This is a genomic window from Pseudomonas sp. RSB 5.4, assembly GCF_037126175.1.
Lineage (GTDB): Bacteria > Pseudomonadota > Gammaproteobacteria > Pseudomonadales > Pseudomonadaceae > Aquipseudomonas > Aquipseudomonas fluorescens_H.
The window spans coordinates 2,551,741-2,567,221 of record NZ_CP146986.1 but is presented as its reverse complement, the minus strand read 5'-3'; the positions used below and the strand labels follow the sequence as shown (position 1 = coordinate 2,567,221).

Genomic DNA, 15,481 nt, shown 5'->3' with positions numbered 1-15,481 from the left:
CCAACTAGAGTGAGAGTGAACTTATGAGCTTGAATCCTAGAGACGTCGTGATTGTCGACTTCGGTCGTACGCCGATGGGCCGCTCCAAGGGCGGCATGCACCGCAACACCCGTGCCGAAGACATGTCGGCACACCTGATCAGCAAACTGCTGGAACGCAACGCCAAGGTCGATCCTGCTGAAGTCGAGGACGTGATCTGGGGCTGTGTAAACCAGACCCTGGAGCAGGGCTGGAACATCGCACGCATGGCGTCGCTGATGACCCAGATCCCGCACACCTCGGCCGGCCAGACCGTCAGCCGCCTGTGCGGCTCGTCGATGAGTGCTCTGCACACGGCGGCGCAAGCGATCATGACCGGCAACGGTGACGTATTCGTGGTTGGTGGCGTCGAGCATATGGGCCACGTGAGCATGATGCACGGTGTTGATCCGAACCCGCATATGTCGCTGTACGCGGCGAAAGCCTCGGGCATGATGGGTCTGACTGCAGAAATGCTCGGCAAGATGCATGGCATCACTCGTGAGCAGCAGGACGCCTTTGGCGTGCGCTCCCACCAGCTCGCCCATAAAGCGACTGTGGAAGGCAAGTTCAAAGACGAAATCATCCCGATGCAGGGCTACGACGAAAACGGCTTCCTGAAGCTGTACGACTACGACGAAACCATTCGTCCGGAAACCACTCTGGAAAGTCTGGCGGCCCTCAAGCCTGCCTTCAATCCAAAGGGCGGCACCGTGACTGCCGGTACTTCGTCGCAGATCACCGATGGTGCTTCTTGCATGATCGTGATGTCGGCGCAGCGTGCGCAGGATCTGGGGATCCAGCCGATGGCCGTGATCCGTTCGATGGCAGTGGCGGGTGTGGATCCGGCGATCATGGGCTATGGTCCAGTTCCGGCTACACAAAAAGCCCTGAAGCGTGCGGGCCTTGGCATCAACGATATCGACTTCTTTGAGCTCAACGAAGCTTTCGCTGCACAGGCCCTGCCAGTGCTGAAAGATCTGAAAGTGCTCGACAAGATGAACGAGAAGGTTAACCTGCACGGCGGCGCGATCGCCCTGGGTCACCCGTTCGGTTGCTCCGGTGCCCGTATTTCCGGCACCTTGCTGAACGTGATGAAGCAGAATGGCGGCACCTTCGGGGTGGCTACCATGTGCATTGGTCTCGGCCAAGGCATCTCCACCGTCTTCGAACGCGTTTAAGCGTCTCGTCGATGGAAGCCGGGGCCAAGTGCCCCGGTTTTTGTTTTTGCGGATTTATTTTTGTATTTATTTTGAAAAAATTTGAGTGAGGGCCGAAGCATGCCGATACAACCTGGGCTCTACCAACATTACAAGGGGCCGCAGTACCGCGTATTCAGTGTTGCGCGGCATTCCGAGACCGAAGAAGAAGTGGTGTTTTACCAAGCCCTGTATGGCGATTACGGCTTTTGGGTGCGCCCTTTGAGCATGTTCGTCGAGTCGGTCGAGGTTGACGGCGAGCAAGTGCCACGCTTTGCTTTGGTGCAAGCCGAACCGAGCCTTTTTTCCAAGGCATAAGGCGAGTGCGCACAGAACCCTGTGCTTGACCTCACCTTGTTGCCACTATATATAGCGGTGCCGCGTCAGGCGCCAACCGCCTTTCACTTCTAGAATTCAGGAATTTTCTGATCCATGGGCAAATCGCTGGTCATTGTGGAATCCCCGGCTAAGGCCAAGACCATCAACAAGTATCTGGGCAACCAATACGTGGTGAAGTCGAGTATCGGCCATATCCGAGACCTGCCCACCAGCGGTTCGGCTAGCGCCAGCAAAGAGCCAGCCGCCAAGCGCGGCAAGGCTGCCGCGGGCGAAGGGCCGGTGCTCACACCGAAAGAGAAAGCGCGCAAGCAACTGGTCTCGCGCATGGGTGTCGATCCCGATCATGGCTGGAAAGCCCAGTACGAGATCCTCCCGGGTAAAGAGAAGGTCATCGAAGAGCTGCGCCGGCTCGCCAAGGATGCTGACACCATCTATCTCGCAACCGACTTGGATCGCGAGGGGGAAGCCATTGCCTGGCACCTGCGCGAAGCCATCGGTGGTGACGACAGCCGCTACAAGCGCGTGGTGTTCAACGAAATCACCAAGAAGGCGATTCAGGAAGCCTTCTCCGAGCCGGGCGAGCTGGACATCGATCGTGTAAATGCCCAACAGGCGCGTCGTTTCCTCGACCGCGTTGTGGGTTACATGGTCTCGCCGCTGCTGTGGGCCAAAATCGCCCGTGGCCTGTCGGCCGGTCGGGTGCAATCGGTTGCCGTGAAGCTGGTGGTCGAGCGTGAGCGCGAGATTCGCGCATTCAACCCGGAAGAATACTGGGAAGTGCACGCTGATCTCGGCACCGCCAAAGGCTCGACCGTACGTTTTGAAGTGGCGCGCGAGAAGGGTGAAGCCTTCAAACCGCTCAACGAAGCCCAGGCCACGGCCGCGCTGGAGAAGCTCAAGTCTTCCAGCTACAGCATCGTCAAGCGCGAAGACAAACCGACCAGCAGCAAGCCGTCGGCGCCGTTCATCACGTCAACCCTGCAGCAGGCCGCGAGCAACCGCCTGGGCTTCGGCGTGAAGAAAACCATGATGATGGCCCAGCGCTTATATGAAGCCGGCTACATCACTTATATGCGTACCGACTCGACCAATCTTTCGGCTGATGCCGTGGCAATGGCGCGCACTTACATCGAAGACGAGTTCGGCAAGAAGTACCTGCCGGAAACGCCGAACGTCTACAGCAGCAAGGAAGGCGCACAAGAGGCTCACGAAGCGATTCGTCCGTCTGACGCCAACACCACGCCGAGCAAACTTGCGGGCATGGAGCGTGACGCAGAGCGCCTCTACGAGCTGATCTGGCGCCAGTTCCTCGCCTGCCAGATGCTGCCTGCGCAGTACCTGTCGACCACCGTCAGTGTCGCCGCTGGGGATTTCGAGCTGCGCGCCAAGGGCCGTATCCTGAAGTTCGACGGCTACACCCGCGTCATGCCGCAGATCGCCAAGCCTGGCGATGACGATGTTCTGCCGGACATGGCGCAGGGCGACGTGATGAAGCTGATCAAGCTTGATCCATCGCAGCACTTCACCAAGCCGCCGGCCCGTTACTCGGAAGCCAGTCTGGTGAAAGAAATGGAAAAACGCGGCATCGGTCGTCCTTCGACCTACGCGGCGATCATTTCGACCATTCAGGATCGCGGCTACGTGACCCTGCACAACCGTCGTTTCTATTCGGAAAAGATGGGCGACATCGTCACCGAGCGTCTGTCGGAGAGCTTCTCGAATCTCATGGACTACGGCTTCACCGCCGGCATGGAAGAGAACCTCGATGACGTGGCTCAGGGCGAGCGCGACTGGAAAAACGTGCTGGACGAGTTCTACGGCGACTTCAAGAAGAAGCTCGAAGTGGCCGAGAACCCGGACAACGGCATGCGTGCCAACCAGCCGGTCATGACTGATATTCCGTGCACCACGTGCGGTCGTCCGATGCAGATTCGTACCGCATCGACTGGCGTGTTCCTCGGTTGCTCGGGTTACAGCCTGCCACCGAAAGAGCGCTGCAAGGCCACCGTCAACCTGGTTCCGGGCGACGAGATTGCGGCGGACGACGAGGGTGAATCGGAGTCGCTGGTGCTGCGCGGCAAGCATCGCTGCCCGATCTGCAGCACGGCGATGGACGCTTACCTGCTCGACGAGAAGCGCAAGCTGCACATCTGCGGTAACAACCCGGATTGCGCCGGCTACGAAATCGAAGAGGGCAACTACCGTATCAAGGGCTACGAAGGTCCGAGCCTGGAATGCGACAAGTGCGGCAGCGAGATGCAGCTCAAGACCGGCCGCTTCGGCAAGTTCTTCGGTTGCACCAATCCGACCTGCAAGAACACCCGCAAACTGCTCAAGAGCGGTGATGCGGCGCCGCCGAAGATGGATCCGGTGAAGATGCCTGAGTTGAAATGCGAAAAGGTCAACGACACCTACATCCTGCGCGACGGTGCTTCCGGTCTGTTCCTGGCGGCCAGCCAGTTCCCGAAAAACCGCGAGACTCGTGCTCCGCTGGTGATCGAGATTCTGCCGCACAAGGACGAGATCGATCCGAAGTACCATTTCCTCTGCGAAGCACCGCAGAAGGATCCTGATGGTCTGCCAGCGGTCATCCGTTACAGCCGCAAGACCAAGGAGCAATACGTGCAGACCGAGGTCGACGGCAAGCCTACCGGCTGGAAGGCTTATTACGACGGTGGCAAGTGGACTGTTGAAGACAAGCGCACGAAAGCCAAGGCCGAGTAAGCGTTAGCCTGATACACCAAAGGCCGCATGATGACCCTCGGGTTTTCATGCGGCCTTTTTGTTTTGTGCTTGCGGTCGGATCCGTTGATCCATGACACTGTCGGGTCTGTGTGACGCAATTATTTCGCTGTGGAGACTGCCGGCATGGCGCACGAACTCTATACCCGCACCAATCAGAAGATCTATTTCGCCGGCCTGTCGCTGGACGCTCTGGCTCGCGCCGAAGAGGGGCGGGCGATGAATTCGTTGGCGTTGATTCAAGCTGGGCGTGAATCGGCGTTGTTTCACCTCTATGGCGCGCTTCTGGGGCTGTGCCATGAGATTGCCGGTTTCTACCGTCTGCCTCAGGCCAATGCGTCGCGAGCGGAAGCGTTGCTGACTCGCGAAGTCCTGGAATCGATTGCGATCCCTGAGCTGGCCGAGATGATCGAGTTGGCGGGCAATCCTGAAACCTGGCTGGCGAAACTGCTGGCGGCGCACTCGGCGTTGTTTCAGCCGCCACGGGTGCCACACAAGCCCAAGGGTGATGTGACACAGCCATTGATTCAGGCCGTTAATCTGGATGAAGAAGAGACGCCGCAAGAGTTGAGTCGCGAAGAGCTGGAGAGTTGGCGGCAGAACCTCAAAGGTCTGGCCATTCGTTTTCGCGAAGGCTTGAACGAATGCTGAGGACAATTGACACGGTGGCAATCTGAAACATGCTGCTGGTCAAGATACCGAGCGAAGCCTGAATGATGTCTATATAATCCCTGCCTTTCGTGGAGAACAGACCTATATGCCAACGTCCTTTCTAGAAATTGTCGAGTTACCAGACGGCCGAATCGAACTGCGCAGGGCTGAGGACGAGGGGTCTCTGGTGACGCTGGATTTCTCCGAGGATGCCAAGGCGTTCCTGCAAGGCCAGCACGTGGAAATCGCCAAGGCGATGTTGAGCGTCGGCGTGCAGATGGCCGGTCGTATGGTTGAAGGCGAATTTGATAAGGAAGAAGGGCCGCGGGTTCTTCACTGAGCCCCGCCTGTCGGCGTTTGCTGTTACCGCATCAGATCGGCTTCTCTGTCCTTGGAGAAGCCATGCGCTTCACACAGCGCGTGTCACAAGTGAATCAACCCAATCGAATATTCAGACTCTGAGCGTCGCCCGTGCGCGCAGCGCTGATCAACTGCTGCCGTGAGCTTGTGTTCAACGGGTTGAGCCAGGTCACCACCGTGTGGCTACGACCCAGACGCAGTGCTTCGCAGGCCAGTTGCTGGGCGCTTTGCGCGCCACGTGGTTGCAGCAGCAGAATGCGTTCACGGTTCAGGCCGGCCTCGCGCAGCCAGGTCTGGGTCAGGCTGGCAGGAGGGGCAATCAGCGTCAGCCAGCGCGCGTCCTGATCTTCGCTCAGTTCGCGCAGGATCGGGGCTAGCAGGTTCAGGCAGTTCCCGGCTGCACCGCGCAGTGACAGCTCGCTGAATACTTCCGGTTCGGCAATCCATGGGCGCTCGACCACATCTTTCAGGATCGGCGCCATCGGTTGTGCCAGAAACACTTCGAATAACGGCAGTTGTGTTTGCTGAGGTGTGTGTGGGAACTGCATAAAGCCTCCTTTAGCGGCGGATTACGCCGACACTCAAGCCTTCGATCACCAGTTCCTGATCTTTCAGGTCGACTTCGATAGGGGCGAACTCGGGGTTTTCGGCAATCAGCCAGACTTTGCTGCCTTCGCGCTTGAAGCGCTTGACGGTGACTTCGTCGCCGATTCGCGCAACCACGACCTGACCATTGCGTGCTTCGCGGGTGGTGTGAACCGCCAGCAGGTCACCGTCGAAAATACCGATGTCCTTCATGCTCATGCCGTGTACGCGCAGCAGGTAATCAGCGCGAGGGTGGAAGAACGCAGGGTTGATATTGCAGGACTCTTCGATGTGCTGCTGGGCAAGGATCGGTGCACCAGCGGCGACCCGGCCAATGATCGGCAGGGTAGAGTCGTCAGCCTTGGCTTCAAACCCGGGAATGCGAATGCCGCGGGAGGCGCCCGGGGTCATCTCGATCGCACCCTTGCGGGCCAGGGCCTTGAGGTGTTCTTCCGCCGCGTTGGGCGACTTGAATCCCAGTTCCTGAGCGATTTCCGCGCGGGTTGGCGGGTAGCCGTTGTCTTCGAGGCAGCGTTTGATAAAGGCCAGAATCTCGGCTTGGCGTGGCGTCAGCTTTAGCATATTGATCGCTCTGTCTTTTTATACAGTGACTGGGATTATATACAGTGAAGCGGTCTTGGCAATGCCCGTTTTTTTGCAGGCCGCCGGACGGTCGGCAGCCGTGCTTATTAAAGGAGCGGTCCAGTGTGGTTAAATAGCTGACCGACCATTCCCAAAACGGACTGGCAGGCTTGACAAGGCACAGGCTGAAACGTATGTTTCAAACAAGTGTTTGTCAGGCGGAGTAGCCATGGCCCAGTCGGAAACCGTTGAACGCATTCTTGATGCTGCCGAGCAGTTGTTCGCGGAGAAAGGTTTCGCGGAAACCTCATTGCGTTTGATCACCAGCAAAGCCGGAGTAAACCTGGCGGCGGTGAACTATCATTTCGGCTCCAAGAAAGCGCTGATCCAGGCGGTTTTCTCGCGCTTCCTCGGGCCGTTCTGCATCAGCCTCGATAAGGAGCTGGAGCGTCGCCAGGCCAAGCCTGATAACAAGCCGACCCTTGAAGAACTGCTGGAAATTCTCGTCGAACAGGCGCTCGTGGTGCAGCCACGCAGCGGTAACGATCTGTCGATCTTCATGCGTTTGCTCGGCCTGGCGTTCAGCCAGAGCCAAGGCCACTTGCGTCGCTATCTGGAAGACATGTACGGCAAGGTGTTCCGCCGCTACATGCTGCTGGTCAATGAAGCAGCTCCACGCATTCCACCTATCGAACTGTTCTGGCGCGTGCACTTCATGCTCGGCGCTGCGGCGTTCAGCATGTCCGGGATCAAGGCCTTGCGTGCGATTGCCGAGACCGATTTCGGCGTCAACACCTCGATTGAACAGGTGATGCGTCTGATGGTGCCGTTCCTTGCCGCCGGCATGCGTGCCGAAACCGGTGTCACCGACCCGGCCATGGCGACTGCGCAACTTCGTCCGCGCAGCAAATCGACCCCGGTAGCCGCCAAGGTTTAACCGCACACGGGTGGGCGCGGCAGTTTACATCCGCTAAGCTAGCCGCCCATGCCGACTCTCGTTCTGAACCCGTTTCCTATCGACATCGCCAACCTGCCGGGCAACGCTCTCGGTGGCGATGTCGTGCGAATCGGGTTTTTCGTTTTCAAGGAATCTCTATGACTGCTGGCCTGCAAGGCTCGTTGATGGTGGACGTCGCCGGTACCTGGCTGACGGCCGAGGATCGCCAATTGTTGCGTCAGCCCGAAGTGGGCGGCCTGATCATTTTTGCCCGCAACATCGAGCATCCGCGCCAGGTGCGTGAGTTGAGCGCCGCCATCCGCGCCATTCGCCCGGATCTGCTGCTGGCGGTCGACCAGGAGGGCGGTCGCGTGCAGCGTCTGCGTCAGGGCTTCGTGCGCCTGCCGGCGATGCGCGCCATTGCCGACAACCCGAACGCCGAATACCTCGCCGAACAATGCGGCTGGATCATGGCTACCGAAGTGCTGGCGGTCGGCCTCGATCTGAGTTTCGCCCCGGTGCTGGATCTGGATTACCAGCGCAGCGCCGTGGTCGGCACGCGTTCGTTCGAAGGGGATCCCGAGCGCGCAGCGTTGCTCGCCGGCGCCTTCATCCGCGGCATGAACAGCGCGGGCATGGCGGCTACCGGCAAGCATTTCCCCGGTCACGGTTGGGCCGAAGCCGACTCCCACGTCGCGATCCCGAATGACGAGCGCAGTCTCGACGAGATCCGCGCCAACGACCTCGTACCGTTCGCCAGACTCAGCAAGCAACTCGCTGCGGTCATGCCGGCGCACGTCATTTATCCGCAAGTCGATTCGCAGCCGGCCGGGTTCTCCCGCCGTTGGTTGCAGGACATCCTGCGCGGCGAGTTGCAGTTCGACGGCGTGATTTTCAGCGACGACCTGTCGATGGCCGGCGCCCACGTGGTCGGCGACGCCGCCAGTCGCATTGAAGCCGCGCTCAGCGCCGGTTGCGACATGGGCCTGGTGTGCAACGACCGCGCTGCGGCCGAACTGGCCCTGAGTGCTGCGCAACGGATGAAGGTCAAGCCGTCCGCACGCATTGCGCGGATGCGCGGGCAGGCGGTCGCCAGCACCGACTACCGTCAGGATCCGCGCTGGCTCACCGCCATCGGCGCGCTAAAAGACGCTCAATTGATCGATTAAGGACTCTTCGTTATGACGGTTTACGCAATCATCGGTGGCACCGGCCTGACCCAGCTCGAAGGCTTGAGCATTCGTCAGTCGTTGGCGGTGGACACCCCTTACGGTGCGCCTTCGGCCGAGGTGCAAATCGGCGAGTACGCCGGCAAGGAAGTGCTGTTCCTCGCCCGTCACGGCCATCCGCACCGTTTCCCGCCGCACAAGGTCAACTACCGCGCCAACCTGTGGGCGCTGAAGCAGGCCGGCGCCGAGGCGATCATTGCGGTCAATGCGGTGGGCGGGATTCATCCGGCGATGGGTACCGGCCATTTCTGCGTGCCGCATCAGATCGTTGATTACACCAGTGGCCGCGAACACACGTTTTTCGCCGATGATCTGGAGCACGTCACCCATATCGATTTCAGCTTCCCTTACAGTGAGCCGCTGCGTCAGCAATTGACCGCCGCGCTGGCTGCCGAAGGCTGCGAATACAGCGATCAGGGGGTGTACGCCTGCACCCAGGGCCCGCGTCTGGAAACCGTGGCGGAGATCGTGCGTCTGGAGCGTGACGGTTGCGACATCGTCGGCATGACCGGCATGCCGGAAGCGGCATTGGCCCGTGAGCTGGATCTGGATTACGCCTGCCTGTCGCTGGTGGTGAACCCGGCAGCAGGCAAGACCACGGCGGTGATTACCATGGCCGAAATCGAGCAGGCGCTGCATGACGGGATGGGCAAGGTGAAATCGACGTTGGCGCGGGTGTTGGCCAGCTAAGGACTGTCCATGAGCATTTTCATCGAGCGGCTTAAAGGGCTGGCATGGACTGACGCATTCAGTAGCAAGGCGTTGGCCAAGGCCCGCGCTTATGCTGCCGATGATCGGGTAGAGATCATCGAGATCGATGACAGGAAGATCGAGGCGTTCTGCGTCGGTTCGGAAACTCAGGCGTATGAACAAAGCATCTACCTGTCCGAAGATCGCCTGGGATCGGTTAAGTTGCGTTGCTTGTGCACCTGCCCCGTCGTGATTGATTGCAAGCACTGCGCGGCGGTGCTCTATCACCTGCAGGGCATTGACGACGATACGTCCGAAAGTGACGCACAGATCCCCTTGGGTCGGGCGCTCGAGCATTGGCTTTCGACAGTCCCCGTCCCGGCCAGGCCCGTCGACGAAGGGGCGCAAACCGCGGGCACGCGCCTGTTTTACAAACTCAAACCCACGTCTGCGAACGGCAAGTGGCTGCTCGATATTTTCAAGGTCTATCAGCTCAAGAGCGGCGAGTTACGCGAAGTAAAACCGGTGTATTCGCTGTCGGACATGCTCATGCGTCAGCCCGGTTATCTGTCCGAACTGGATCTGCGCGTCGCCAGGCTGTTGGTCGCCATGCATTCCCATCACGCCTATTACAGCGGCTATCCGCTGGAAGGCAGCAGTGGCGCGGAACTGCTGGAAATGCTCCTGCGCACCTCGCGCCTGTTCCTCGACTTCGAAAACTTGCAGCCACTGACGCCGGGCGCGAAACGCATGGGTCTGTTCTCTTGGGCCGAGCAGGCCGACGGTGGGTTCCGCGCCCAGTGGAGCAGTGCCGAGGCTGCGCAGGAAACCGTGCTGGCGCTGGAGCCGCTTTATTACCTCGATCGTGAGCAGCGACAGGTGGGCCCTCTGTTCAGTGAGCTGGAAGAAAAACTGGCCTGCCATTTGACCCTCGCCCCAGACATCCCCGCGCGTCAGGCCATGCAGTTCAGCCATCGCATGAGCGCGATGACCAAAATCCCGCCGCCGCACAAACTCACCGAACGAATCATCGATGACGTGTTTCCGCAGCCGCAACTGACCTTGGTCAGCGGCCGGGAGCGTTCGCGCTGGGAATACGTTCTGGAGCACCGCGCCGCTCTGGTGTTTACCTACAACGGTCATCCGGCGGTGGATCGTCATCCGGAAGTGATGGTCCTCAATGGCACTGAAACCCAGCGCATTCGGCGCCAGCCTGCGATGGAAAAGAAGCTGCGCCAGAGCCTGCAAAAGCACGGCTTCAAAAAAGCCACGCGCAAGAGCGCTATGGATCGCCCCGGCGAGATGTTCACTTTGCCGGATGATTCCGCCTGGCTCGGATTCATGCACGAAGGGCTTGCCACACTGCGCGCCGCGGACTGGGAAATCGAAATCAGTCCCGGCTTCCATTTCGATGTGCAGCCGGTTGAACACTGGTACGCGGAGGTCGAAGAAGAGGCCGGGCATCAATGGTTTGATCTGCAACTGGGCATCGTCGTCAATGGCGAGCGCTACAGCTTGTTGCCGATCCTTCTGCATCTGTTGCGCACCCAGCCACGTTTGCTCGACCCGGTGAATCTGGCGCAACGCAGCGACGACGAAAAACTCCTGATCGAACTCAAACCCAGCGGTTTTGGCGACCCGGCAGGCGCCAAGGTGGCCTTGCCGCTGAGTCGGGTCAAACCGCTGATGGCGACGCTGGGCGAGCTGTACCTGGGCGGACATCAGGGCGATGCGCTGCGCTTGACTGCTCCAGACGCCGCGCGCCTGAGTATGCTCGATGGCGTGCCACTGGAATGGCAGGGCGGCGAACGCCTGCGCACTTTTGCCAAGCGGCTGCACAATTCCAGTCACACCCACATTGCTGCGCCGGCCGGCCTTAATGCGCAACTGCGCCCGTATCAGCTCGAAGGCCTTGGCTGGATGCAGACTCTGCGGGAGCTGGAGGTCGGCGGCATTCTTGGCGATGACATGGGCTTGGGCAAAACCCTGCAGACCCTGGCGCATCTGCTCACGGAAAAGCACGCCGGGCGCCTCGATTGCCCGGCACTGGCGGTGATGCCGACCAGCCTGATTCCCAACTGGCTCGACGAGGCCCAGCGCTTCACGCCTCAGTTGAAGGTCCTGGCGCTTCATGGGGCCGGGCGGCAAAAAGACTTCGCCAATCTCGCCGAATACGACTTGGTGCTGACCACTTACGCCTTGCTGCCCAGGGATCTTGAAACGTTGCGGCCGCAGTCGTGGAGCGTACTGATTCTCGACGAAGCGCAGAACATCAAGAACCCGCTGAGCAAAGCGGCGCAGGCCGCACGTGACTTGCAGGCCCGTCAGCGCTTGTGTCTGAGCGGCACGCCACTGGAAAACCATCTCGGCGAGCTGTGGTCGCAGTTTCATTTCCTCATGCCTGGCTGGCTGGGGGACAACAAATCCTTCAACCGCGATTACCGCACACCGATCGAGAAGCATGGCAATGTCCAGCGCATGCAGCACCTGACGGCGCGCATCAAGCCATTTCTGCTGCGTCGCAAGAAAGATCAGGTCGCCACTGAGCTGCCGCCGAAAACCGAAATCATCCATTGGGTTGAACTCAGCGACGGCCAGCGCGACGTCTATGAAACGGTGCGCGTGGCGATGGACAAAAAAGTGCGCGACGAAATTGCCCGCAGTGGTGTGGCGCGCAGTCAGATCATCATTCTTGATGCCTTGCTCAAGCTGCGTCAGGTCTGCTGCGATCTGCGCTTGATCAACATGCCGCTCACGGCGAAGGCATTGCGCTCGGGCAGCGGCAAGCTGATCAGCCTGATGGAGATGCTCGAAGAGTTGCTCGGCGAAGGTCGGCGCATCCTGCTGTTCTCCCAGTTCACCTCGATGCTGGCGCTGATCGAGCAGGAGTTGCAGCAGCGCGCTATCGATTATTCGTTGCTGACTGGCGACACCACCGACCGGCGCACGCCAGTCAAGAATTTCCAGGGCGGCAAGGTGCCGTTGTTCCTCATCAGCCTCAAGGCTGGCGGTACCGGTCTGAACCTGACGGCTGCGGATACGGTGATCCACTTCGACCCGTGGTGGAACCCGGCAGTGGAGAATCAGGCAACTGATCGCGCTTATCGTATCGGGCAGAACAATCCGGTGTTTGTTTACAAGTTGATTGCCAAAGGTACCGTGGAGGAAAAAATCCAGGCGCTGCAGCAGGAGAAGGCTGCGCTGGCCGGGGCGGTGCTGGAAGGCGGTACGACAGGTGGGTTCAAGCTGGAGCAGAGTGACATCGAGGCGCTGTTTGCGCCGCTGCCGGTTTCCAGGGGTTGACTGTCCAAGTCAGAGTTCGACATCTGATGGCCCCATCGCTGGCAAGCCAGCTCCCACAGGTTTTGTAATGTTCACAAATTAGTGCTCAACGCAAAGCACCGTGGGAGCTGGCTGGCCAGCGATGGCAATTTATCGGAAAAAACGCATCTCAACGCTTGTCGAACTTGTCCGGCAACGGCGCAAACAGCGCTTCAATATCATCGCTCTGCAGTTTCCAGTCCCCGGCCTTGCGCCCATCCAGTACGCCTGCTGCCAAGTCAGACTTTTCCTTCTGCAGGTGCTGAATCTTCTCTTCCACCGTGCCTCGGGCAATCATCTTGTAGACGAACACCGGTTTCTCCTGACCGATTCGATACGCGCGGTCAGTCGCCTGGTTCTCGGTCGCCGGGTTCCACCACGGATCGTAATGGATCACCGTATCCGCTTCGGTCAGGTTCAAGCCGACGCCGCCGGCCTTCAGGCTGATCAGAAAGATCTGACGCTTGCCGCTCTGGAATTCCTTCACCGGCGTGCGCCGATCGCGGGTCTGGCCCGTCAATAAGGCGTAGGCCACGTTGCGTTTTTTCAGTTCGTCTTCGATCAGTGACAGCATCGAGGTGAACTGCGAGAACAGCAGAATCCGCCGACCTTCTTCGAACAGCTCTTCGAGCATTTCCATCAGGCTGTCGAGTTTGCCCGAGGTGCTGCCACGGGCGGGCAGGGTGGCATCGTTGACCAGGCGCAGATCGCAGCAGACCTGACGCAGCTTGAGCAGGGCTTCAAGAATGATGATCTGGCTACGCGCCACGCCTTTGCGAGTGATCTCGTCGCGGACTTTCTTGTCCATCGCCAAGCGCATGGTTTCGTAAACGTCGCGCTGCGCCTCATTGAGATCGACCCAGTGGATGATCTCGGTTTTGGGCGGCAGTTCGGTGGCCACCTGTTCTTTGGTGCGGCGCAGCAGAAACGGTTTTATCCGCCCATTGAGGTGCTGCAGCCTGACTTCGCTGGCGCGTTTTTCGATCGGCACGCGGTAGTCGGCATTGAAGCTTTTGACATCGCCCAGCCAGCCTGGCAGCAGAAAGTGGAACAATGACCACAGCTCGCCGAGGTGGTTTTCCAGCGGTGTGCCACTCAGGCACAGGCGCTGGCGCGCGTTGAGTTCGCGAGCGGCCTGCGCGGCCTTGCTGTTGGGGTTTTTGATGTACTGGGCTTCGTCGAGCACCAGAACGTGCAAGGGCTGTTGTGCCAGTCGTTCGACGTCCTTGGGCAGCAGCGCGTATGTGGTGAGGATCAGGTCGAAGTCGGCCAGGTGATCGAAGTGCTTTTTGCGGCCGGCACCGTACAGCGCGACCACTTTCAGTTGCGGCGTGAAGTGCGCGGCTTCGTCGAGCCAGTTCGGGATCAGGCTGGTGGGCATCACCACCATGCACGGTCGATCCAGGCGTCCGGCGTTTTTCTCGCTGAGAATATGCGCCAGGGTCTGTAGGGTTTTGCCCAGGCCCATGTCGTCCGCCAGAATCCCGCCCACCTCAAGCTGACGCAGCGACTGCATCCAGCTCAAGCCTTCGAGCTGATAAGGACGCAACGTCGCGTTCAAGCCCTTCGGCGCTTTGGCCGTGTAATCGCGAATGTCGCGCAGGCGTTGGGCGAAACTGCGGATCTGCTCGCCGCCTTCCCACAGCAGTGGAATGCCTTCCAGCGAATTGAGGCGCGTGGCGTCGGCCTTGCTCAGGCGCAGGGTGGTTTCGCCCGGCTCCTGCAAGTAGAACTCGCCCAGCGTTGCCAGTACCGGTTTTAGTCGGCCAAGGGGCAGCGCCAATTGCAACGGCCCGTGCTCACTGTTGCGTTGCGGCACATTGACCAGAATCAGCTCGTCATCGCGGCGCCGCGCCAGGCGTTCCGGGTTGAGGATTTCCGTGTGCGAACGCATCAGGTTGAGCAGGATCGGCAGCAGGCTCAGGCGTTCACCATTGACGATGATCCCCAGTTCCAGATCGAACCAGTCGCGCTCCGGCGCCTGTTCGACGGTGGCGTACCAGTCGTCGACGGCGGTCAGGTCGAAACCGAACTCCTCGTCGATCTGCAATTCCCAGCCTTGGGTGCGCAGCTTCGGCAGTTCGTTGAGGGTAAACGTCAGCCAGGCGCTGTCGTTGACCATCTCGTACAGCTCGCCGGCGCTTTCCGGCAGCGCTTTGCTCTGGCGCGTGGCGATACGGAAGCCGAGGATTCTTAACTGTTCGCGGTAGGACTGTTCCACTTCCGGATGGCGTTTTATCCGCAGGGTCTGCGTTTCCTGACGAATCAGAATGTCGCTGTTTTTCTGTCCGCTGACGTATTCATCCAGATAGCTGAACGACAGCGCTGCTCGATGCTGAATGTAACGCTGCATCTTGCCGTTGCGCGGCTCGAACGCGCTGAACTCGACACTCGCCAGCCACAGGCGCGGCAGCGGTTGCACGTTGTCCACCAGCACTTGCGGCGGCGCCTTGGGGCTACGGTTCTCCAATACGGCCTGGAGTTTTTCCAGCAGTTCGGCGTCTTTCGCTGCGGCAGGGTATTCGAGGGTTTCCTGCACTTGCAGCAGCACCGCGGCGCAGTGTTTGCAGTTGTTGCGCACCGGACAGGTGCAGGTGGCGTCAACCAGCAACAGGGTATCTTTGGCTGACTCGCGCAGGTGAATGGTCTGACGGTAGACGTTACCGCCAGAGCCTTCGCAACTGGCGGTAATGGTCGCATCGCCAACCTGTGCGATGCGTACCCGGTTCTCCAGGGCGTAGCGGCGGCCACGCTCCAGGCTCTGTTCCTTGAATCGGCTGACCCAGGAGGGTGCCAACGGTTTACTCAGGGGCGGGGACATAAGGACT

General features: G+C 59.8%; 12 protein-coding genes. 9 read left to right on the top strand and 3 right to left on the bottom strand.

The genetic code is table 11. The annotated features are described in order from the left end of the window. Nucleotides 1-23: 23 nt before the first annotated feature. From fadA to V9L13_RS11460, 5 genes are all read left to right on the top strand, one after another. On the top strand, nt 24-1,199 hold the full coding sequence (gene fadA / locus V9L13_RS11480; RefSeq protein ID WP_003226599.1) for an acetyl-CoA C-acyltransferase FadA: 1,176 nt from the start codon (nt 24-26) through the stop codon (nt 1,197-1,199). Between the two features lie 99 nt (nt 1,200-1,298). After that, a complete protein-coding gene (locus tag V9L13_RS11475; protein ID WP_007961814.1) occupies nt 1,299-1,535 on the top strand; it encodes a DUF1653 domain-containing protein in 237 nt (78 codons plus the stop codon). A gap of 114 nt (nt 1,536-1,649) precedes the next feature. Continuing rightward, nucleotides 1,650-4,280, top strand: a complete 2,631-nt coding sequence (gene topA / locus V9L13_RS11470) for a type I DNA topoisomerase (RefSeq protein WP_338802555.1) — start codon at nt 1,650-1,652, stop codon at nt 4,278-4,280. 144 nt (nt 4,281-4,424) lie between these two features. Continuing rightward, complete coding sequence (locus tag V9L13_RS11465) at nt 4,425-4,949, top strand: DUF6586 family protein (protein WP_003226593.1); 525 nt, start codon at nt 4,425-4,427, stop codon at nt 4,947-4,949. Nucleotides 4,950-5,055: 106 nt separating this feature from the next. Then, nucleotides 5,056-5,289, top strand: a complete 234-nt coding sequence (locus V9L13_RS11460; RefSeq protein WP_003226592.1) for a hypothetical protein — start codon at nt 5,056-5,058, stop codon at nt 5,287-5,289. Nucleotides 5,290-5,383: 94 nt separating this feature from the next. Here the strand turns inward: V9L13_RS11460 and sulA are convergent, their stop codons facing one another. Both sulA and lexA read right to left on the bottom strand, forming a co-directional pair. Then, nucleotides 5,384-5,857 (bottom strand): SOS-induced cell division inhibitor SulA, encoded by a 474-nt coding sequence (sulA, locus tag V9L13_RS11455; protein WP_338802554.1) that lies wholly within the window; start codon nt 5,855-5,857, stop codon nt 5,384-5,386. A 10-nt stretch (nt 5,858-5,867) separates the two neighbouring features. Next, nucleotides 5,868-6,476 (bottom strand): transcriptional repressor LexA, encoded by a 609-nt coding sequence (gene lexA / locus V9L13_RS11450; protein WP_003226590.1) that lies wholly within the window; start codon nt 6,474-6,476, stop codon nt 5,868-5,870. A 229-nt stretch (nt 6,477-6,705) separates the two neighbouring features. On the opposite strand from lexA, the gene V9L13_RS11445 reads away from it, so the two are divergent. The 4 genes from V9L13_RS11445 (at nt 6,706) to V9L13_RS11430 (ending at nt 12,635) form a co-directional block, all read left to right on the top strand. Further along, entirely contained in the window at nt 6,706-7,413 is a 708-nt protein-coding gene (locus V9L13_RS11445) for a TetR/AcrR family transcriptional regulator (protein WP_226499996.1), read from the top strand. A 158-nt stretch (nt 7,414-7,571) separates the two neighbouring features. Continuing rightward, a complete protein-coding gene (gene nagZ, locus V9L13_RS11440; protein WP_338802553.1) occupies nt 7,572-8,582 on the top strand; it encodes a beta-N-acetylhexosaminidase in 1,011 nt (336 codons plus the stop codon). A gap of 12 nt (nt 8,583-8,594) precedes the next feature. Beyond that, nucleotides 8,595-9,332, top strand: a complete 738-nt coding sequence (locus V9L13_RS11435) for an S-methyl-5'-thioinosine phosphorylase (RefSeq protein ID WP_338802552.1) — start codon at nt 8,595-8,597, stop codon at nt 9,330-9,332. A gap of 9 nt (nt 9,333-9,341) precedes the next feature. After that, a complete protein-coding gene (locus tag V9L13_RS11430; RefSeq protein WP_338802551.1) occupies nt 9,342-12,635 on the top strand; it encodes a DEAD/DEAH box helicase in 3,294 nt (1,097 codons plus the stop codon). Nucleotides 12,636-12,783: 148 nt separating this feature from the next. On the opposite strand, the gene V9L13_RS11425 is transcribed toward V9L13_RS11430, so the two are convergent. After that, complete coding sequence (locus tag V9L13_RS11425) at nt 12,784-15,474, bottom strand: DEAD/DEAH box helicase (protein WP_338802550.1); 2,691 nt, start codon at nt 15,472-15,474, stop codon at nt 12,784-12,786. Nucleotides 15,475-15,481 lie beyond the last annotated feature (7 nt).

Excerpts from the sequence above, each read along its gene's own strand:
- V9L13_RS11435 (WP_338802552.1), top strand. The coding sequence starts at position 8,595 with ATGACGGTTTACGCAATCATCGGTGGCACCGGCCTGACCCAGCTCGAA.
- sulA (WP_338802554.1), bottom strand. The coding sequence starts at position 5,857 with ATGCAGTTCCCACACACACCTCAGCAAACACAACTGCCGTTATTCGAA.
- V9L13_RS11425 (WP_338802550.1), bottom strand. The coding sequence starts at position 15,474 with ATGTCCCCGCCCCTGAGTAAACCGTTGGCACCCTCCTGGGTCAGCCGA.
- fadA (WP_003226599.1), top strand. The coding sequence starts at position 24 with ATGAGCTTGAATCCTAGAGACGTCGTGATTGTCGACTTCGGTCGTACG.
- topA (WP_338802555.1), top strand. The coding sequence starts at position 1,650 with ATGGGCAAATCGCTGGTCATTGTGGAATCCCCGGCTAAGGCCAAGACC.
- nagZ (WP_338802553.1), top strand. The coding sequence starts at position 7,572 with ATGACTGCTGGCCTGCAAGGCTCGTTGATGGTGGACGTCGCCGGTACC.
- V9L13_RS11460 (WP_003226592.1), top strand. The coding sequence starts at position 5,056 with ATGCCAACGTCCTTTCTAGAAATTGTCGAGTTACCAGACGGCCGAATC.
- V9L13_RS11465 (WP_003226593.1), top strand. The coding sequence starts at position 4,425 with ATGGCGCACGAACTCTATACCCGCACCAATCAGAAGATCTATTTCGCC.
- lexA (WP_003226590.1), bottom strand. The coding sequence starts at position 6,476 with ATGCTAAAGCTGACGCCACGCCAAGCCGAGATTCTGGCCTTTATCAAA.
- V9L13_RS11475 (WP_007961814.1), top strand. The coding sequence starts at position 1,299 with ATGCCGATACAACCTGGGCTCTACCAACATTACAAGGGGCCGCAGTAC.
- V9L13_RS11430 (WP_338802551.1), top strand. The coding sequence starts at position 9,342 with ATGAGCATTTTCATCGAGCGGCTTAAAGGGCTGGCATGGACTGACGCA.
- V9L13_RS11445 (WP_226499996.1), top strand. The coding sequence starts at position 6,706 with ATGGCCCAGTCGGAAACCGTTGAACGCATTCTTGATGCTGCCGAGCAG.